At 49.6% G+C, this 21,961-nt stretch carries 9 protein-coding genes; 6 read left to right on the top strand and 3 right to left on the bottom strand.

What is annotated here, in order from left to right; genetic code table 11:
* Nucleotides 1-14 precede the first annotated feature (14 nt).
* A complete protein-coding gene (locus tag ACOMHB_RS17365) occupies nt 15-977 on the bottom strand; it encodes an AAA family ATPase (RefSeq protein ID WP_448217563.1) in 963 nt (320 codons plus the stop codon).
* A 626-nt stretch (nt 978-1,603) separates the two neighbouring features.
* On the opposite strand from ACOMHB_RS17365, the gene ACOMHB_RS17360 reads away from it, so the two are divergent.
* The 3 genes from ACOMHB_RS17360 to ACOMHB_RS17350 all read left to right on the top strand — a co-directional run bounded on the left by ACOMHB_RS17360 (nt 1,604) and on the right by ACOMHB_RS17350 (nt 12,104).
* Nucleotides 1,604-6,433, top strand: coding sequence for an NAD-glutamate dehydrogenase (locus tag ACOMHB_RS17360; protein ID WP_448217562.1), 4,830 nt, complete (start codon nt 1,604-1,606; stop codon nt 6,431-6,433).
* An 80-nt stretch (nt 6,434-6,513) separates the two neighbouring features.
* Complete coding sequence (locus ACOMHB_RS17355) at nt 6,514-9,267, top strand: hypothetical protein (RefSeq protein ID WP_448217561.1); 2,754 nt, start codon at nt 6,514-6,516, stop codon at nt 9,265-9,267.
* A gap of 92 nt (nt 9,268-9,359) precedes the next feature.
* Entirely contained in the window at nt 9,360-12,104 is a 2,745-nt protein-coding gene (locus ACOMHB_RS17350) for a hypothetical protein (RefSeq protein WP_448217560.1), read from the top strand.
* Here ACOMHB_RS17350 and ACOMHB_RS17345 read toward each other — a convergent pair.
* Complete coding sequence (locus ACOMHB_RS17345) at nt 12,097-16,080, bottom strand: hypothetical protein (RefSeq protein WP_448217559.1); 3,984 nt, start codon at nt 16,078-16,080, stop codon at nt 12,097-12,099. The two genes, ACOMHB_RS17350 and ACOMHB_RS17345, sit on opposite strands and share 8 nt — an antisense overlap.
* Nucleotides 16,081-16,234: 154 nt before the next feature.
* Between ACOMHB_RS17345 and ACOMHB_RS17340 the strand changes: the two genes are divergently transcribed.
* On the top strand, nt 16,235-17,311 hold the full coding sequence (locus ACOMHB_RS17340) for a quinone-dependent dihydroorotate dehydrogenase (protein WP_422134368.1): 1,077 nt from the start codon (nt 16,235-16,237) through the stop codon (nt 17,309-17,311).
* A gap of 115 nt (nt 17,312-17,426) precedes the next feature.
* Here the strand turns inward: ACOMHB_RS17340 and rmf are convergent, their stop codons facing one another.
* A complete protein-coding gene (rmf, locus tag ACOMHB_RS17335) occupies nt 17,427-17,642 on the bottom strand; it encodes a ribosome modulation factor (RefSeq protein ID WP_448217558.1) in 216 nt (71 codons plus the stop codon).
* Nucleotides 17,643-17,911: 269 nt separating this feature from the next.
* On the opposite strand from rmf, the gene rlmKL reads away from it, so the two are divergent.
* Both rlmKL and ACOMHB_RS17325 read left to right on the top strand, forming a co-directional pair.
* Entirely contained in the window at nt 17,912-20,098 is a 2,187-nt protein-coding gene (rlmKL, locus tag ACOMHB_RS17330) for a bifunctional 23S rRNA (guanine(2069)-N(7))-methyltransferase RlmK/23S rRNA (guanine(2445)-N(2))-methyltransferase RlmL (protein ID WP_448217557.1), read from the top strand.
* Nucleotides 20,099-20,371: 273 nt separating this feature from the next.
* Complete coding sequence (locus ACOMHB_RS17325; RefSeq protein ID WP_448217556.1) at nt 20,372-20,881, top strand: hypothetical protein; 510 nt, start codon at nt 20,372-20,374, stop codon at nt 20,879-20,881.
* Nucleotides 20,882-21,961: the final 1,080 nt, after the last annotated feature.

Genomic DNA, 21,961 nt, shown 5'->3' with positions numbered 1-21,961 from the left:
TCTTTGCTCCCGGCTCAGGCAACAGGAACCAGATTCAGTAACTGATCAATGATGTGATCAGCGTCTTTTCCTTCGGCCTCTGCCTCAAAACTCAGCAGAAGTCGGTGCCGAAGGACATCGTGGGCAACCGCCTGTACGTCATCCGGGCTGACAAAATCCCTGTCGTTAAGCCAGGCTCTGGCGCGGGCACAGCGGTCCAGGGCAATCGTACCACGGGGACTGGCACCGTAATCGAGGTATTCACCCAGACGATCATTGTAGAGGGCCGGGTGGCGGGTGGCATTGATCAGCTGAACGATGTATTCCTCAACCACGGGTTCCATGTGAACGGCCAGGGTTTCCTGTCTCGCGGCCAGAACGTCAGCCTGGCTCACGGGCGTAACCGGTTTTACCGGAGACTGTTTCATGGCTTCACCGCGGGCGAGCTTGAGAATCAGTCGCTCGGACTCTACATCGGGGTAACTGACCCGGACGTGCATCAGGAAGCGGTCCAGCTGAGCTTCCGGGAGAGGGTAAGTACCTTCTTGCTCAATCGGGTTCTGGGTGGCCATGACCATGAATACTTTAGGGAGTGGATAGGTTTTTCGACCCACGCTGACCTGGCGCTCAGCCATGGCTTCCAGCAAAGCGGATTGGACTTTGGCCGGAGAGCGATTGATCTCATCGGCCAACACCAGATTCTGAAAGATAGGACCAGGCTGGAAGTGGAAGCTGCCGTCTTCAGGGGTATAAATATCGGTACCGGTAACGTCTGCCGGCAGCAGGTCCGGTGTGAACTGGATACGGTGAAATCCAGCCTCCAGACCATCGGCCAGAGCCTTGACGGCCCGGGTTTTTGCCAGGCCCGGGGCGCCTTCGACCAGCAAGTGTCCATCGGCCAGCAGGGTAATCAATAAACGATCTACCAGATGCTCCTGTCCGATAATACTGTTACACAGGTACTGCCTGAGTTCATTCAATACTGAATTGTTAGACATAGAATCTTGAATCCCGGATAGCTTCTGGCGGCTGAGCGGTGGACATGCCTGACAGCTGCCTGTGATTATATGGGTTTGTTACCGTACCCTAACAGCGACAACAGATACCTTATTCATATTGCGTTATAAGATGCCTCTATATGGCTTCGATGGTGTTAGCCGGTTCGGTTCACCCTGTTCTACCTGTTGCATTCGGCTTCATCGCTGGGTCCATCCATCATTGTCCATGTTGAGAGTCCGGTTGGGCAAAGCCCACAGCCTTTACCTATAGTCAGGTAGAGAATCTGTAATATAGGTTCAGTAGCCGCTCAGGTCTAGTCGTCCGAGGGAAGCTGTCCGTTATCTGACAACTTCTTTTCGAATTCTGGACAGAGAGACTCCTGACTCTTTTATAAGAGTGCAAAGGCCGATAAGTTAGTAACAGCTTGGGTGAATTTGTTTTAGACAGCGTCTTTCCCTGAAAAGTTTCCTTTCAGGCTATAAACCTGTTTGTTGTGCCCATCCCTGCCAAAAGATTTCTTAAACGGAACCGTTAATATTCAAAAGCTGTTGACGTAGTCATTTTCAGGCTGACAAGGACGTCAACGGCCCTTGGCAATACATTTTTCTTAACCGGAGATGCCAGCATGGGTCATCACGAGACTTTGGAACGAAAGGAGTATTTGGACAAAATTATTGAGGAGTTAAGCGCCCAGATACCCGAACAGCAGAAAGAAGCTCTTCGTGAGTTTGTATACCAGTACTATTTCATGGATATCCGACGGGAGTTGAACAAATGCCGACGCCGGGACCTTCTGGGCTCAACCCTTTCGTTCTGGAAGTTTATCCAGCACCATGATCCTGACCGTCCGGAAATAGAGGTATTGAATCCGGATTATCCCCATCACGGCTGGCACTCAACCCATACCATACTCAGACTGATTCATCGGGATATGCCTTTCCTGGTGGACTCCCTGAGAATGAAATTGAATGAGCGCGGCCTGACCATACATAACCTGCGCAATACCGTCATTCATAACCGCAGGGACAGCCAGTTTAATCTGGTGTTCGATACGAACACCGAGGCCACGGTTCACAGGGAAGCGATTATCTTCGTAGAGATTGATCGCCAGGATAATGAAGAGGAACTGGAGGCTATTGCCGAGCAGGTGGCTGCGGTAATGGCTGATGTGGCCAGGGTGGTTGAAGACTACCGGTCCATGTCGAGTCGTGTCGAGCAGTTGGCAAGCTCTATGGTCGGGGGGCAGGCAGAGCAGGTTAAGGAGTTTCTGAACTGGCTGTTAAACAACAACTTCACGTTTCTCGGTTACGAAGAGCTCAAAGTGTCAGAAAGTGAAGGTCAGCGCCAGATTATTCGTCCTTCCGATTCATTGCTGGGACTTTTGAGAACCACCCACAAGGGGGAAATCGGTCAGCACGAACTGGAGCCTTTTATAGAAAAGGACTTCTTTGAGCAGAAAGACTGGCTTTCCTTCTCCAAGGCGGCTGTCCGATCCAGTGTTCATCGTCCCGCTTATCCCGATTTCATCACGGTAAGACAATTTGCAGAGGATGGCTCGGTGGTAGGTGAGACCAGAATTGTGGGTCTGTATACCTCTCCGGTTTATCGTCAGAGCCCTTTCTCGATACCTTACATTAATCACAAGGCCCGGGAAGTGATTGAGCGTTCCGAGCTGGATCCCAAAAGTCATCATGGTAAGGATCTGGAACAGGTTCTGGAAGTTTTCCCCCGTGATGAACTGTTTCAGACACCCAGAGAGCAACTGTTCACCACGGCAATGTCCATCCTCAGGATTCAGGAGCGCAAGAAGATCCGGATCTATATCCGTCAGGATCCTTATGGCACTTTTTGTTCCGCACTGGTGTTTGTCCCCCGAGATGTCTATAGCACCAGCCTGCGGCTCAAGATGGAAGAGATTCTCTGCCGGCGGCTGTGTGCGGTTGACTCGGAGTTCACCACGTATTTTTCCGAGTCTGTTCTGGCCCGGGTGCATTTTATATTCAAGCTGCGTGGGCGCATTGAGTATGATCTGGAGGCGATCAATGATGAGCTGACCCTGGCCACCCGCTCCTGGATTGATGAGTTTCGTTCAGCACTGCTGGAATCCAATGGCGAAGCCAAGGGCAATCAACTGGTTGCCAGATATGCCTCAGGATTTTCTGCCGGTTACAAAGAGGCATTTTCGCCAGAGTCAGCGGTTGTTGATGTTGAACACTTTGAGCGCATCAATGAAAAATCATCACTGTCTATGGGATTCTACCGCTCTCTGGACGATGAGCCTGGCCGCATTCATTTCAAGCTGTATCACTATATCGAACCACTGCCACTGGCTGACCAGATCCCGATTATTGAGAACCTGGGGCTGAGGGTGCTGGCTGAGTATCCCTACCTGATTCGCAAGAGCGATGGTCAGCTCATCTGGATTCATGACTTTCTGTTGTGTTATGACCCACAAAAGTCGATGGATATTCAGAAAGTTGACAAGACCTTCAAGGAGGCATTTGAAAAGGTCTGGTTCGGGGAAGCTGAGAATGACCGGTTTAATCTGCTGGTGCTGGCCTGTGGTATGAGCTGGCGTCAGGTAGCCATGCTGCGATCCTATTCCCGCTACATCAAACAGATTCGGATGGGGTTCAGTCAAACTTATATTGCTGAAACCTTATGCAACAATATAGAAATTACGCGCATGCTGGTGGCCTTGTTCGAAACACGCTTTAACCCTGAGTTGTCTCTGTCCAACTCCCAACGGCTCGGACGACAGCAGCAGATTCAGCAAGGGATTCTTGAGGCTCTGGATCAGGTGACGGTGCTCACTGAAGACCAGATTGTTCGCCGTTTTCAGAGTGTGATCATGGCCACCCTGAGAACCAATTTCTACCAGCTTGATTCTGATGGTAATACAAAGTCGTATATTTCCTATAAATTGTCACCACGGGAAATTCCCGATATTCCAAAGCCGGTGCCACTTTACGAAATTTTTGTTTACTCGCCCAGGGTAGAAGGTATCCATCTCCGGGGTGGTAAAGTCGCGCGGGGAGGGCTGCGCTGGTCTGACCGGGTGGAAGATTACCGGACTGAGGTTCTGGGTCTGGTCAAGGCTCAGCAGGTCAAAAATGCCCTGATTGTTCCGGTGGGTGCCAAAGGCGGTTTTGTTGCCAAACAGCTGCCGGTAGATGGTCATCGGGAAGCCATCGTGGAAGAAGGGGTGGCCTGTTATCAGACGTTTATTCGTGCTTTGTTGGATATCACTGATAATCTTTCTGAATCCGATGTTATCCATCCGAAGTCTGTCGTATTTTATGACGATGATGATACTTACCTGGTGGTGGCAGCTGATAAGGGAACCGCCACTTTCTCAGACGTTGCCAATGAGATTGCTCACGAATACGACTTCTGGCTGGGCGATGCTTTTGCCTCCGGAGGCAGTGTCGGTTATGACCATAAGAAAATGGGTATTACCGCCAAAGGGGCCTGGGTTTCGGTACAGCGTCATTTCCGTGAGCGGGGAGTGAATGTTCAGGAAGATCCCATCTCGGTCATTGGCGTCGGGGATATGTCCGGGGATGTTTTTGGTAACGGTATGCTCTCTTCTGAAACGTTGGAAATGGTCGCTGCCTTCAACCATCAACACATATTTGTGGATCCAAACCCTGATGTAAATCGCAGTTATCTTGAACGGCTGAGGTTATTTAATCTTCCCCGTTCCAGCTGGCAGGATTATGACAAGTCTCTGATTTCCAAGGGCGGTGGGATCTTCTCCCGCAACGCCAAGTCCGTGACGATTTCAAACGAAATGAAGGAGCGCTTTGATATCAAAGCAGGCCGAATGACGCCCAATGAATTGATACGTTCGCTGTTAAGGGCTCCCGTCGATTTGATCTGGAATGGTGGTATTGGCACCTATGTGAAAGCCATTAATGAAAGTCATGCCGATGTCGGTGACAAGGCTAATGACCCACTGCGTATCAACGGCTGTGAGCTCAGGGCCAAAGTGGTAGGTGAAGGTGGTAATCTGGGTCTCAGCCAGTTGGGAAGGGTTGAGTATTCCCTGCAGGGTGGCGCACTGAATACAGACTTTATTGATAATTCTGGCGGGGTTGACTGCTCTGACCACGAAGTAAATATCAAGATTCTTCTCAACGATATTGTCGCCAGTGGTGACATGACCGTGAAACAGCGCAATGCATTATTGGAACGCATGACCGACGATGTTTCCAGACTGGTTCTTTCCAATAACTATCGCCAGACTCAGGCGCTTTCCCTGGCAGAACTGGAAGTCCGTAATCGCATGGATGAATACCGGCGCTTCATGGAGTACCTGGAAGGGGAAGGCAAACTTGACCGGTCTATTGAGTTCCTGCCTGATAATGAAGCCCTTGCAGAACGGTTGTCAGCGGGTCAGGGGTTAACCCGTCCGGAATTGTCGTTGCTGATCTCATACAGTAAAGCGGACCTCAAGGAAGCACTGATCAGTTCGGATGTGATTGATGAGCCCTACATGACCCGTGAGTTGCATACCTCTTTCCCTGATACTCTGGTAGAAAAGTTTTCAGAACAGATTGATCAACACCGTCTGAGAAGGGAAATTGTAGCAACCCAGACAGCCAATCATATGATTGACATGATGGGGATCACTCACGTGCTCAGGGTTCATCAGACCACCGGTGCCAGTGCGGCGGAGATTGCCCGGGCCTTTATGGTCAGTCGGGAGGTTTTCGGTATCTCTGATTACTGGCAGGCCATCGAAAATATGGATAACCAGATTCCCAGCAGTGTGCAGCAGCAAATGATGGTGTCGCTGATCAAACTGACCCGTCGTGCCAGCCGCTGGTTTATCCGGCTCAAACGTCAGGATCTGGTAGCAGCAGAGTGTATTGAACATTTTGGTCCACTGATCAGTAGCTTTATCGAGTCGTTTACTGAATACCTCAGTGAGTCCGAGAGAGAAGAGCTGGATAGCAAAATGGCTGAGATGGTCAGTCATCAGGTGCCAAAAAATCTGGCCAAAGTCGTTTGTAGCCTGAGACACCTGTTGAGTGCCCTGTCAATTATTCAGGCCGCCGATCAGACCGGGCAACCTATAGAAAAGGTCGCCCGGACTTACTTTGCAGTGGGTGAGCGGCTGGAGCTGAACTGGTACAGCGTACAGTTGGGCAATATAGAGGTGACCAATCACTGGCAGTCATTAGCCCGTAACAGTATTCGTGACGAGTTGACCTGGCAGCAGATCGCTTTGACGGTTGCATTACTCAATACCGGCAGTGAAGAGGAAGATCTTACTCTGAAGCTGGATGAATGGGTGGTGCAGCACCAGGGGCTGGTGGCTCGCTGGCAGGCTATGTTATCCGAAATTCGTAATGCCAGTGTGCACGAAATGGTGATGTTTACTGTGGCTAATCGGGAACTGATGGGACTGGCTCAGGCGAGCAGCCTACCGGTACAAACTATTAAGTGAATGATTAAGTGAGACCTATACCAGAAATATTATTTTATCGTCGTGTATGATCTATCACTCAGACATGGAGGCCAGGAGCAATGAATATAGAAGGCACGGGTGCACCAGGATCGGGTTCTCAGTTCGCTGATTTAATGAAAAATGTCTCAGAGCTTGAGGCGATTCATAAAAAAGGAGGAGTGGGCCGGATTGAAGTGACTGAATGTCCTGAGAGAACAGAGCAGGGCTCTTTGACGACTTTCAGAGGGAGAAAGGTTGTCAAGGTCAAACCCCGTAAGAACCTGTTCAAAAGGCTGCTTGACTTTTTTACTCTCAGAAAGTCAGTAAGAGAGATCAGAGCCATACAAAAAAGAGATGCCGAGGCTGTGTTGCACGACCAGGTCTTGATGGCGCTTCGTGACAAACATCTGGATACACAGGATAGAAGCCGTCTTATCAATGCTGTTGCCACTGGTGTTATCCCCGGGTTCAGCCAAGAGGAGAGGCAAGGGATGAGAGAAAAAACTCTCAGCCACCTCGAAAGCCTCAACGTGTTTCAGGGGCCTGAATCCATAGGAATGATGCTCAATGAGGCAGAAGACGGAGTAAAAGCCTTTCCAAAACTGATTGACACCATTTCGTCCGTCTCTCTTTATGATGCCCGCGAGGCTATTAAAGGTTATTACACGACTTTGCTCCTTGCCCCTGAGCGAATACCGGATAACAGCAGACTGCATCAGGATATTGCGAGGCTGGAAGAGCATTTTAAAGTTACCCGCCAGTTAGATGGTTTTCGGGATTTGGTCAATGAGGTCATTGAGGAGGTTATACACTCTTTGCCTGAACGCCTGTCAGACGATGAATATACGCAGTTATTGGCTAACTGGAGTCACTTTCCTGATACAAACCGTGACAGGGCCCTGGCTAGAGTTATCGATAAAACGTTCATTAATGTCACCCGCAAAGAACCTTCTATTCACGGCCACCCACGAGAGTTGGTGCAGGAGAAAACTGCTCGCTTTATTGACGCAATGCGCCGTGATTCTGAACTCGAATCGCGATTCGGTCTTGACAGGATTCAGCAGTTGATCATGCAGTTAGCTCAGGATAAAGCTCAGGTGACAGAGGAGCTGGAGCGTTTGAGTGATGAAGTAACCCGGTTAAATGTAGAAGCCATCAGAGAACGCTTGAAAGCTGGTGAGGCGTTGACCAGAGAAGAAAGAGAGCTGATAGCGGAATCAAGACGTGTACTGCTGAATATTCAGTTGACGGCGGGCAGGCGGTGGGACATGGCAATGCTCCTGCAGCCTGACATCTGGATAGCTCAGGAGGAGGAACACGAAAAACTATTGAAGATTCAGGAAATCGGTACTCTGAGGGGAGAAGAGGTTGATCTGGCGCAGCTCGACTGGCTGATCAGGCAGCATGATGAGGCCAGAACTCATCCTCGGGTAGCTATTGAAGGAGCCGGCCCCACAGGGCTGACGTTGGCCTTGTCACAGTTCGAAGCCGGTGCCAATGTTGCCATCTTTGAGAAGAGAAGTACTGAATACGACAGAGTTCAGGTGGTCAGGCTGGACCCCAAATGGTTGGATATGCTGAAGTTTTATCTGGGTGAGCATTATTACGAGCTTTTTGGTGCAGGTGAAGAAAGCAAGGGCATCATTCGTCCCGATGGCTTTGGCGAGATAACCATTCATCGGTTGGAGGAAGCATTACACGACCGACTGACTGAGCTGATGGGCAGGAATTATGATAAGACCAGTGAGACTGACCAGCCTCTCAGTCTGGAAAGAATGGCTGCCTATGAGCTTGAAGAGGTAGAGTCGGGGGAGGAGGGTTTCAAAGTCAGGGCTCGTTATAATCCCGAATATGATGTGGCGCAACAGGGCAGGGCAAAAGATCACACTCCGGAGGAAGCGGTCAAGTATCGGCCTGTAGATATGCTGATCTGTGCTGGAGGTAAAAACACCCAGCTGCGAGGCAAGTTCATGGAGGACAAAGTGCTTGTCCGTGCCGAGCCTTACGGTGTCTGTAGCTGGGAAGGTAAAAAAGGTGCAGAGTTACCCAGCCAGAAGCTGGACAGGTTTCAGGATTTCAGGGAGATGGTGGTTTTTGACAAGGAATTTCATGAGCACTTCAGGGAGAGCCTTTCCAAAGAGATGCTTCTTTTATCAGAACCTGCTGACTCAAAAAAGAGTGTCGTCGACCCTAAGGATCTGCTGGAGCTTGAGTTCAAGACTATGAATCGGGTTATGCAGACTCGCTGTTTTGAGAACAAGAATCTGGTTTACATTGGCATGGAGTTGCCAAAGCCCTTTGGTCAGTATTGTAAAAAACTGGAGGGGAAAATTAAGCGGAATCTGTCGGTCAGTGTGACTCCGGGATCGGGTATTGTTAATCCGGAAGAGGCTAATAAACAGGCTGAGAAAAAAGCCAGAGAGGCTGTCAAGGCCGTTCAAAAAGCCTGGTTCCAGGCGGTTGCCCATTATTACGGAATCGACGACTCCAGATCACTGGGCGCCACATCGGACAAAATCAATCACAAGTTTACTTCGGCCTTTTCGGTGCAGCAACACAGGGTTGAGAAAAGTGTTGTAACCAGGCAGGCAGACGGACATGAATTGACAGTAACAGTAGCCGGTGATGCCGCAGTCAGCCCTCATTTTATGAGTTACAGCGGGCTGACCGGAGCCAGAGAACATGTTTTGCAATTGCAGGAATTTACCCAAAAAACGGCCAATGATGTCAATCCTTCTGATAGGCGTTTGCACCGGGAAGAGCTTGAGCAGAGGCAGCAGAGAACCGCTGACTTTGTGATTCAGCGAGGCAAAGCGTTCCTGGGTCGCAACTGAAGACCTGATTTTGACGGTTGCATTGATCAATAACGGAATTATCTGGTTATTGATGTATTTATTTAATCACTCAGGCAGGGAGGCCTATAACTATGAGCGTTGGAGGTGCAGGTGGACGAACACAAGCGAGTTCTCAATACGCTGATTTAATGGACAATGTTGGGAAGCTTGAGACGTTTTGCAGACAACGAAAAACAGCCCGGCTTGAAGTGACTAGCGAGTCGGGGGCACCAGGGCAGGACACTTTGGCTAGTTTCAGGGGGAGAAAGGTCATCAGTGTCAAACCCCGTGGAAACCTCTTCAAAAGGCTGATTGCCTTTTTTTCTCCCACTCGCAGCGCAAAAGCGCAAAGGGCCATGGAGCGTGAAGCAAAGGTTTTGTTGCATGATCAGGTGATGAAGGCTATTGAGGGCGGGGAGCTTAGTAAACAGGACAGAAAACGTCTGGTAGATGATGTGTCTGATGGGGTTATTCCGGGTTTCAGCCGTTTGGAAAGAGAAAACATACGGGGTAGAATTCTCCACGCTGTTTTGAGGTCTGAGAACATAAACACGATGCTCAGTGAGGCAGAAGAGGGAATAAAATCCTTGCCAGCACTGATTGACAAGATTCCAGCGGTATCTCTACAGGATGCTCGTGAGGCCGTTAAAGGCATCTACAAGGCTTCACTCCTCAAACCAGGTCGAATATCGAATGACAGCAGATTGCAGCAGGATCTTGGCAGGTTGGAGCGGCATTTTGCTGGTAGTGCTCAATCAGGGGATTTTCGGTGTCTGGTCGAAGAGGTGATTCGGGAAACGCTTCATTCGTTGCCCGAACGGCTGTCACAGGATGAGTATGACGATCTATTGTCTATCTGGGGTGAGGAATCAAATAGTTTTAGAATTCCAGACCATGAGTTGCCCCTGCGCACAGCGGTAAAACAAATATTTTTGAGTGCCGCAAGCGCAGAGTCTTCCGTTCACAGCTACCCAAGAAATTTAGTACTGGAAAAAGACTACCGTCTTGTTCAAGACCTGAAGCGTTATCCGAAACTGAAAATTCTAGTCAATCGTCGCAGCGAATTTTCTTATCTGAAGCGACAGTTATCTGAGGATAAAGCCAAGGTGAGAAAAGCATTGAATCAACTGAGTGCTGAAGTCACCAAGTTAGATGTAGATAACATCAGAGAACGCCTGAAAACCGGTGAAAACCTGACCAAAGAAGAGGGGCAGCTGATAGCAGAATCACGACGAGCACTGTTGGATATCCAGTTGACAGCGGGCAGACGATGGGAACTGAGCATACTCTCGCAGCCTGAACAATGGCCAGGTCAGCAGGACACTCTCACCAGGCTGTTAAAGATTCAGGAAATCGGCACTTTGAGGGGGCAGGAAATTGATCTGGCACAGCTCGACTGGTTGATTAAGCAGCATGATGATGCCAGAACTCACCCCCGGGTAGCGATTGAAGGGACGGGACCCACCGGGTTGGCTCTGGCCTTGTCACAATTTGAAGCCGGTGCCGATGTTTCCGTCTTTGATAACAGAAGTACTGAATACGACAAGGGTCAGGTGGTCAGGCTGGACTTCAAATGGATGGATATGCTGAAGTTTTATCTGGGTGAGCACTACTATGAGCTCTTTGGTGAAGGTGAGGAAAGCAAGGGCATTGTTCGTTCCGATGGTCATGGTGAGATAGCGATTCAGCATCTGGAAGAAGGCTTGCACGATCGACTGAACGAGTTGAGGCAAAGGAATAATCAAATCCATGAGGGTGGCGGGCCTTCCAGTCTGGAAAGAATGGCTGCTTTTGAGCTGGAAGGCGTTGAGTCGGGAGTGGAGGGCTACAAAGTCAAAGCACGTTATAACCCTGCTTATGATATGGCGCAACAGGGCAGGGCAAAGCATGACACCCTTGAGGAAGCGGTTGTGCACCGACCTGTGGATATGATCATTTGTGCCAGCGGGAAAAATAGCAGGCTCGGAAACAAGTTCCTGAGGGATGGCAAGGGCAACTATGGCAGGTCATACGCTGCTTGCAGCTGGGAAGGTAAACAAGGTGAGGAATTAGCCAACCAGGAGCTGAATACCTTTCAGGATTTCAGGAAGACGGTGGTCTTCAACAAAGATTTTCATCAGCACTTCAAGGAACAGCTTTACCAGGAGTTGCAGATGTTAAAAGAGTCTGATGACCCTATAAGGAACGTCGTCTTCCGAAAAGACCTGGTAGAATTGGAGCGCCGGACACTGGATCAGGTTATGCAGACCCGCTGTTTAGAAAACAAGAATCTGGTTTACATTGGTATGGAGTTGCCAGATCCCTTAAATCAGTATTGTCACAAACTGAAGCGAGACATCAGGGATCAGCTACTGAATAGCTCGACTTCAGGATCGGATCCCGGCAATTCAGAAGAGGCTTTTCAACGGGCTACAAAAAAAGCCCTGGAGAGTGTCAAAAAGGTGGTTCACAAAGCCTGGTTGCAGGCGGTTGCCCACTATCATGGAATTGATCAGTCCGGATCAATAGGGGCTACATCGGACAAAATCAATCACCAGTTTACTTCAGTCTTGTGTACGCGGCGTCAACGGCTCGAGAAAAATTTTGCCATCAGGGAAGCCCATGGGCATCAGTTGGCGGTGACGGCAGCTGGTGAAACTGCAGTCGGTGATCATTTCATGCTTGACAGTGGACTGAGCGGTGCCAGAGAAAATGTTCTGAGTCTGCAGGACTTTACCCATAAAACAGCCAAACATACCGATCCCTTTGATCCAGACTTGCATCGGGCAGAGCTTGAAACCAGACACAGCAGAATCACTGACGATGTCAGTGAGCACGCCAGGGTATTTCTCAGGTGAAGGCCGGGGTTGATTCTCCGGGCATGGCAATAACAGCCTGATCAATAATCAGAGCCTGCTCTTCTTCGGTCATATTCTGAAAATCAGGGTTCTCTTTCAGTTGCTGTCGGAAACGGGCAACCCTGAGCCTTTCAACGTCTTGCATGGTCCGACCCTGATCTTCCAGCCGGTTGGCCAGTGCTGTACTCATCTGTTTAAGGTTGACTTTTCGACCCTTGCCAAAGTCGTCCTCAACGCTTTTTGCGGCCGTGTGAACCGCCAGCTGCAGTCGCTCCAGCGCCGCCGATGAAATGTCCTTCTCCAGACGATTATAGAGCTGACTCATGACATGGTTTTTGATGGTCAGCAGGTCATCACGACTGAGAGATCGGTGCGAAACACTACCATCTTCGTCTAAAACCCTTTTGACCGGTCTGCCAAGAGCAGCCATTTTCAGCAAATAGTGACCCCTTATCGTTTGCCTCAAAGTGTCTTCCAGAGTCTTCTCAATGGCTGGCAAGGTGGTGCCGGGGGTGGGGGTACCACAATGGCGGTTGATGGCCAGAGGAATCTCCAGTAATTGATCCTGAATGTAATAACCAATGCCACGGCTGATCTCTGGAGGATGAAGCCCCAATTCCCTGAGTTTTCTTCTGAAGGTGTTAAAGGCTTTGAGATCTTTGGTCAGGGTATCGATCCTGTCTTTATAGCTTTGGAGGATCATCAGGGCTTTGTGGTTTTTCAGAATGCTTCCTGCCAGTTCTTTCCTGGAGTCAGCTAATTCGCTGACTTCCATTTCCACCCCGGCGTTAACGCTATCAACCAGATGTTTGTCCTCTTCGGTTTGACACCATGGCTGCCAGTAAGTATTAGCTACTTCGGCGGTGATTGTTTCCCGCAGGTATTGCTTGAACGAGCTCTGGGCGGTCATTTTAGCCATCATCCGTTTTGATGATTCCATGCAATGAGCTTCAATACGGGCTCTTTCATCGGAGCCTTCCGGCAACAGCATCTGGTAATAGTGAAGGCCGTCTTTGTACGTATAAACCAGGGCTTCGACATGATCCAGAGAGTTAGATAGTCGACTGATGACGCTGCCGACAGTCAATGTCGTGACAATCAGTTCGAAGCTGGAGGCGACTATGGGCCATAATGCCGCACTCAGAAGGCTCCCGTAGAAAGCGCCTCCGGCTATCAGGGCTCCGGTTGTGACTGAGCCACCCAGAACGACCAGGCATTTGGCACCTTCAGCGGCGAGCCGACTAAAGGCTCCGGCTTCCTTTTTGTTGTAGGCATGGATCGCTTCTGTCAGTCGGTTGTAACGGACTCGAAAGGGGTTGAAGTAGATGTTACAGAAGCTTTTGGCCAGACCGCCCTCTTTAGAAACGCCTCTGGCAATCTGTGCCAGCTGATCCGTGGGGCTGGATGTGTTGGCAAAGGCTGGTCCATAGTTGATCAAACGATTCAGGACTCGAACCTGACGACCATCCAGTTGATTGACGCCTTCACGGATCGCAACGGCTCCCGTTGCATGAGTTGTTGCGGTAGCAACCGCTCCAGCCAGTCCGCCAACGGTCCAGCCCATTACGCCACCTGCGGGTCCGGCAAGCAGGGCGCCTGCTGTCAGTCCGAGAAGGTTACCCAGTCTGGAACCTGCCGTATGATTGGCAAGGTCGGCAAAGAAGTTCAGGGCGATAGAGCCTTTCAGAGCCAGGTCTGATACCTGCAGCAGAAATTGGAACCGTTTTAACAATGCCGCCTGTTCAGGGTGGTTGGCATAGCTGTCTGTAGGGTCGAATGTTTCATTAACGGCTTTATCTCCTGCAAAGCAGGAGGCTGCTGATTCAGCCGACATTCTTGCCTGAAGTTGTGAAACCAGTCCTGAATTGCCGGCGCCCACCAGTATTTTTAACTGCTCAATAGTCTGGACAGAGTCTCCGACCAGACGACGGAACATTCGTGGATGACTCTGGGCGATTGCCACTACGCCCGAAAGTGTCTCACAGGCCTGCTTTTCCAACTCTGTGTAACTGCCTTGTACTCCAGTCAGTACACTCCAGGCACTGCCTTTACCGCTGTACCAGTCCTGAATCGTGGTCGCGGTGGGCTGCACAATATTGGACACTCGGTTAATAATACCAGTGGTAGAACCGGGAATGGCCTCGCAGGTTTTCAGAAGCTCTTCACTGAACGAGTAGCCAACGGCTTTCAGATCTTTAAGGTGCTGAAGTTCGGCCAGTTTGTCATCAAAGGATTTTCTATGAGGCCAGATGATCTGATACCCCACCGCCATCATCGCTTCTTCGCCCGAATTGACGGGCCTGACCGGGGCAGTTTCCTGCAGTGCCTGATCCATCACTTTCAGTAGTTGCAGGTTTTCCTGATAATCACCGGAACTCATAACGGGAGGCATTTGAGGGTGTTCTATCAAGGCTCTGGTCTCTGCCATCAACTGCTCTTCCTGAGCCAGCCTGAGGTCATGATGTTTCTGCTGATAAGCGACTATGGATGAGTAGCTTGGGTTTTTATGATAAGCCTGCAGGTGATCACTGTATTGCTGGATGGCGTGATACAGCTTTATTTCTGCATCGTCCTTATGCCTGCAGTTATTCAGCTTGTACATGAGATGCCGGGTGGCAGGGGGCTTGAGCATAAAGATCCGTTCTGAAACTGGAATTTCCAGCTCCAGTTTCATAAAACGAACCAGTTGAATGGCGTGATGGAAATGCTCTAACTGTGTCAGCATGTCAGCAGGTATTTCCTCATGCTTTTCCATCGCCAGCATATGGCCAACCTGCTGCTCTGTTTCATTCAGCTCGTCGATGGAGAGTTCCGATAACTCTATCGACATTAAGTGTTGGTAGCGCTGTTCGAAGTAGAGCTTTCGGCATTCCATTTCCAGAAAGTCCTGAACCTCTTTATGATCGGGGTTTTCAATGAAGTCCGTCAGTTTTTCGGGCGTGCAGGGCATCTCGGCAAGGCACTTGAGACGGTTTGATAATAACTGCAGTTGCTGACGACTTTGCCACTGCCCACGGCACATCTTTTTTCGAGCTTCAATGATGTCAGTGCTGCAGCGATCCAGCAGCAGTTCGTGAATAACTTGTGGTATTTTCCAAATCATTGTCCCGGTTAACTGTGAGTGGTTATTCCAGTCACCCGGTGGTGGAAAATAGAGCCCCTTCAGCGCTTTTTGAGCGTTCATTTTTTTCAAGGACCCGGCAGCTGGGTTGATGCCGACATTCTCTGGTTTGAAGGGGTCGGTCTTTAGGTTCTGCACGAAGCACTCTTGAAGCCCGAGGTAAAAAGGCGTCTTGCCATGCTGTGTTTCAAATTCAAGTAACTTTTCAAACAGAGCATCGAAATCACGAGCTGCCAACAGGTCGAATAAAGCCTCCAGCTGCTTTCTGGCTTCCGGTCTGCTGGAAGTGATGCCCCACCAGTTTTTTTCTATGTCCTCAGCCAGTGCCAGCAATCTCTGTTGTAACAGGGCAAAACCGCTTTGCGGGCACTCATCCAGAATCCGTTCGAGAATGCCATAGGGATGCAACATAGAGATGACTTCAGCAGCCATACCTTCTTGTCTGAACCTGTCCAGCAAGTCGGGATACTCACGAATCAGGGTTTCCCGGTCGTGAGCCGAGAATTGCCAGTGATCCTTTTGGGGGATGGGAGGGGGATTTGCAGTTTCCGCCATTCTGGTATCGTAATCTTTCATCCAGTCCGGGTTGTCGTCGGCATCCTCAAAGAGTTCATTCTCGTCATCAATATCAGGCGCAGAAATGGACGTTTTTCCGATGAATGCGGTGGGGTTAGATTGAGTGACCTGGTGTTCAGAGAGAGGTCTGGAGAAAGGTGTAGCATTGCTTCCGGCCTCCTGACGGGGAATATAGGTTCCTGCATCCGCCAGAGGGTTCTGCGCAAGGCTCAGGCAAGAGTGAGGCTTGCCTGGGCAACCTGTGCTTTTTGGAACACTTCCCATCAATACTTCTAACATATCTGGCCTCCTGCCAATATCAGTTAAATGGGTCCCTTATTAAGTAAGACCCTCGGAATGGCAGAAAATTTCCATTTTGGTCAGAATAACTGTCCGTCTTGTTAGTGCCAGTCAATTCGGAATTATAAAAAACCCTGCGACACTGGTTTTCAAAATGAAGCTGCGTATAATTTCGCAGGTTTATCTACATTATCCGGGGCTTTTCATGTACCAACTGGGCCGAAAGTTGTTATTTTGTCTCTCTGCTGAAAATGCACACGATGTGGCACTAGAGATGATAGGTGCGGGCCAGCGGCTTGGCCTGACCGGTGCTTTTGTGCCATCTGTGCCTTCCCGTCCCAGGGAAGTTATGGGGCTGACCTTTGAAAACCCTGTCGGCCTGGCAGCAGGTCTTGATAAAAATGCAGATTGCATTGATGGTCTGGGCAGTCTGGGTTTTGGTCATATTGAGCTGGGCACCGTGACACCCCGCCCTCAACCCGGCAATCCAAAGCCCCGGTGCTTCCGGATTCCAGAGCGTCAGGCGCTGATCAATCGTATGGGGTTCAACAACAAAGGGGTTGATCACCTGGTTGAAAATGTCCGCAGGTGTCATTACCAGGGCATCATTGGCATTAACATCGGTAAAAACTTTGATACTCCAGTAGAAAACGCTGAAAGTGATTATCTGACTTGCCTGCGAAAAGTGTATCCCCATGCCAGCTACATCACGGTTAATCTCTCATCCCCTAACACTCCGGGGCTGCGTAAATTGCAGTTTGGTGATGCCCTGAAAAGTCTGCTGGATGCCCTGAAAAAAGAGCAGGCTTTATTGACCGACAAATACGGTCGCAGGGTTCCGGTAGCGATCAAAATTGCACCGGACATGAATGAAGATGAAATTGCTGACATCGCCCGTGAACTGGTTTCCTATGAGATGGACGGGGTTATAGCGACCAATACCACCTTGTCGAGGGATGCTGTTGAGGGTTTGGCCAACGCCGATGAACAGGGTGGGCTCAGTGGTGCGCCGTTAAGCGATCGCTCGACAGAAGTGATTAAACTCTTGTCTTGCGAACTGTCCGGAAAACTGCCTGTTATTGGTGTGGGCGGTGTCATGGATGCCAGAACCGCAGCGGACAAGATCAAAGCAGGGGCCAGCCTGGTTCAGCTCTATTCAGGTTTCATTTACAGAGGTCCTTCCCTGATTCGTGAAGCGGCAGAGGCCGTTTATTCTTGTGATCATGGTTGAAACACTTTTAAGCAGGCTCTGACTCAGGGATATGCTTCTGCGTTCATGGTTGTTGCACGAGATGAAAGAAGCCCCGGAGATCCGGGGCTTATATGGGCTTTAACAATAGGGTAACTTATAGAAAGGAGGCATTACTGGCCCGTTGCAGGCCGGAAATGCCAATCAAGCCATCCCAGTTGTCTACGCGACCCTCCCGCCAGCCCGTTAGCCAGGCCTGGCGAAGTTGGGGGTCCGTATGTGGGCAGATATCCTTCGAACGTCCAGACGCACCTGTCCGATATCCTTTGGTAAAGGCTCTGTCTGTCATATCCCTTTTTTGTCTTTTCATCATGTGGTACTGCCTCTTGCTGATTCGTTTATCAATGCCTCCCTGGCACCCTGTTACAGCACTTGGAATATTCCCCGATCCGGTCTGTTGTGATAACTCCGGAAGCCCACCAGGTCATATGCAAGTTGCATGTAACGAGGGAACTGGGAAAAAACCAGAGAGCAAACGTACAGGGAAAGTCTACGGTCTAATTTCTAACGAAGTTTGAACAGGCTGTCGAGAAATCAATCCTAATAAGTATTGAGTTTTTAAATTTTTTTGGAATATAAGTTATGAATACGCCTCTTACAGAGCGTTCTCTGGAACTCTTCGCCAGCTGCCCCAAGGGGCTGGAAATCCTGCTGGCCAGAGAGTTGACGGATCTGGGTGCTGAATCTGTCCAGGAAACTGTCGCTGGCGTGAGTTTCAGGGGCAGTCTTGAGGTTGCTTATCGCAGTTGTCTCTGGTCCAGACTGGCAAGCAGGATTTTATTGCGGCTGGGTGAGATCCGATCTGAGAATAAAGACAGCCTGTATCAGGGTGTCAGAACGTTTGAGTGGGATGATCATCTCGACAGGCAGAGCAGCTTTCGGGTCGACTTCACCGGCTCCACGCCAGATATCAATCACACCCGATTCGGTGCCCAGGTCGTTAAAGACGCCATCGTTGACCAGTTAAGAGATGACTATGGCTGGCGACCCTCTGTGAATGCCACTAACCCCGATTTAAGAATCAATGTTCATGCCAGGGGAAAAACAGCGTTTGTGTCTATTGACCTGTCAGGCCAGAGTTTGCATCAACGGGGCTATCGTCAGGAATCAGGTGAAGCGCCTCTGAAGGAGAATCTGGCTGCGGCGATTCTGATAAGGGCTGGCTGGCCTGAAATGGCGGCACAGGGCAAACCGTTAATGGACCCCATGTGCGGCGCCGGTACTCTGCTAATAGAAGGAGCCATGATGGCGGCTGATATTGCCCCCGGTCTGCTCCGGACCCGTTTCGGTTTTGACCGTTGGATGGGGCATGTGCCAAAGGTGTGGATGAAAGTGCTGGAGGAAGCCAGGGAGCGTCGGCAACAGGGGCTGGCTACCCTGAGTTCGGATATTACTGGCTTTGAAGGTCTGGGTTCTGTTGCTCATCGTGCCAAATCCAACCTGGAAAGGGTAGGGCTGTCGAAAAGGGTCAGGATACGACAGCAGGAGCTCAAGGATTTGGCGATGGATTCAGACATAGGTGCCGGATTGGTGGTTTGTAATCCTCCCTACGGTGAACGTATGGGCGATGAAGCCAGTCTGGTCTACCTCTACAAACATCTGGGTGAAAAGCTGAAGGAGCATTGCCCGGGTTGGCAAGCAGGCATATTTACCGGCACGCCCAGTCTGGTGAAAAATCTCGGAATGGGGCCAAAAAAGAGTTATTCACTCTTTAACGGTGCACTGCCCTGTAAGCTCTTTCTTTATGATATTCGCAGCCGTGAAGCGAGAGAGGCCGTTGCAGAAAAACAGGAACGGAATCAACCAGAGGCCAGAACAGTTACCTATATTTCTGAAGGGGCTAACATGTTTGCCAATCGGTTGAAGAAAAATTTCAGGCAGATGAGCAAATGGGCCAGAAACAACAACATTGACTGCTATCGTCTCTATGATGCCGACATGCCGGAATACGCTGTAGCGGTAGATGTGTATCGTGACTGGGTGCATGTTCAGGAGTATGCAGCGCCTAAATCCATTAACGAGGAAAAAGCTCAGGAGCGGTTAATCGAAGCCCTGGCAGTGACGCCTGAGGTGCTGAATATACCGGATGAAAATATTGTCCTCAAACGACGTGAGCGGCAATCAGGTTCCAGTCAGTACGGACGACAAGACGAACAGAAGCAGATGATGGAAGTTGAAGAGGGCGGATGTCGTTTATTGGTTAATCTGCATGATTATCTGGATACGGGTCTGTTTCTGGATCACCGACTGATGAGAATGAGACTGCAGAAAGAAGCGGCGGGCAAACGTTTCCTCAACCTGTTCTGTTATACCGCCACAGCAACCGTTCATGCCGCTATGGGGGGAGCCGTGTCTTCTACCAGTGTGGATCTTTCCAATACCTATCTCGACTGGGGTAAAAAGAATCTGGCCCTGAACGGTCTGAGCGAGCGGCGTCACCGAATGGAGCGGGAAGATTGCCTGAAATGGCTGGAAAAAGATATCAGCGAGTATGATCTGATTTTTATGGACCCTCCCACCTTCTCCAACTCCAGAAAGCTAAAAGATGTTTTTGATGTTCAGAGAGACCATTTCAGGTTAATTGAACTGGCAGTAAAGAGGCTGAGCAAGGGCGGTGTTCTCTATTTCTCAAACAATTTTAGAAAATTCAAACTGGATGAGCGTGTTGGGTCAGAATTTGTTGTCGAAGAGATCACCCATCAAACCATTGATCGTGATTTTCAACGCCGAAAAGGTATTCATCGAAGCTGGAAGATTATGAAAAAGTAAATGGCACTGATCTTTGGCAAAAACGCCGTGATTCCACAGATTGCCTGAGATGGTTGGTAAAGGATATCGGAGAGTATGAGCTGATTTTTATGGATCTCCCCATTTTTTCCAACTCCAGGAAACTTAAAGGTGTTTTTGATATTCAGGAAGATCATTTCAGGTTAATCAGGTGGTAGTAAATCAGAGCTATAATTTCCGGTACGATGCAGGCGACAAAAGGGTATGAGGCCTCATACCCTGTCTGCTTGGTTAACTCATCAGTAGGTGAGAAGTATGAAGCTGATTTTCAGACTGGCAGGGTCAACGATTCTTGCGCTCGCGTTCGGAAGTGTGCACGCACTGGACCGGGTTATTTATTTTATAAGAAACTATGATTCCGACCATAGCGTGTCCTACTCTTTCAGGGCTGGGTCAGACAGTTCTTGCATGTACGGGGTTTATACTCCGGGTACTGACTCAATGCCTCCCGGTTACTTAAACATCAGCAAGCTTGGCCTCCATTACAGGGATGTCATATTTACAGACTGTGGCGATGGCGATAAACCGCGATATCAGGATATCGTCATATCCCGGGACACCCCGCCCAAGGCAACCGCTGTCGTTAGATGGCATATGCCAGTATGTGACACATGTGGACCCTATGCCAAGACGAAATCTGATCCTGCCAACCTATTGAAGTGTCCCTTTGACCATTACGGATATAGCACTGATGTAATGCTCGTTGTGGGTCAGGATGTGCCCGGTTCAGGTGGCAGTTGCAGGCACGACAATTTTCGGGATTGATAGCGGAAGAGATCACTCGTCAACTCATCAGTAGGAGAGAAGTATGAAGCTGATTTCCAGACTAGCAGGGTCAACGATTCTTGCGCTCGCGTTCGGAAGTGTTCACGCACTGGATGGAGTTATTTATTTTGTAAGAAATTATGATTCCGATCATAGCGCGTCTTACTCTTTCAGGGCTGGATCAGACAGTTCTTGCATGCACGGGGTACATAATCCGGAGACTGACTCAATGCCACCCGATTACTTAAATATCAGTAAACTTGGCCTCCATTATAAGGATGTCATGCTTACAGAATGTTCTACTGGCGATAAACCGCGATATCAGGATATCTTCATATCCCGAGATACCCCGCCCGATGCAACCGCTGTCGTTAGATGGCATATGCCAATATGTGACTTCTGTGGACCCCATGCTGAGACGATATCTGATCCTGCCAACCTATTAAAGTGTCCCTTTGACCATTACGGACATAGCACTGATGTGATGCTCGTTGTGGGGGAGGATGTGGCCGGTTCAGGTGGCAGTTGCAGACACAACAATTTCCGGGAATGACAGCGAAACAGTTTATGGTTGACTTATAACTGAAGGCTCTCTGAAGGTGGTGTTCTCTGTTCTTCAAACCATTGATTTTGATTTTCAACACCAAAGATGTGTTCGTCGAAGCGGGAAGGTTATGTAAAAGTAAGCAGCTCTGATATCCCCTTGTCGGGCTATGCGAACTACAGGTGTTGCAACGGTTCTTAACAGGACTTAGTAAAAAGGGTAAGGGCATTCTTACCGTGACTTGATTCTTGTCCACAATTTAGCCACTAACGTCAGGGAAACGAACTGTGAAGGGTTTGGTTATTTGAAGCTGAAGATTAAGTACTCAGCCATGCGGAATCGAATATTTCTGGCTTATTGGGCAGGTGCTCTGCAAGGCGCAACGACGGGAACATAGCAAGCTATGTGACCAGAGTTGCAACGCATCACGACTGCATGGATGCAGGAGCTAGAGCAACGCAGGAGCAGTTGCCGCGAGTGCCTGAACAATAAGTCAGAAAATATGATTTCGTATGGTTGAGTACTTAAGTTGCTGG

It is taken from the genome of Endozoicomonas sp. 2B-B (assembly GCF_053470045.1).
The sequence above is the reverse complement of the archived record's forward strand: the minus strand, read 5'-3'. Positions and strand labels throughout refer to the sequence as shown.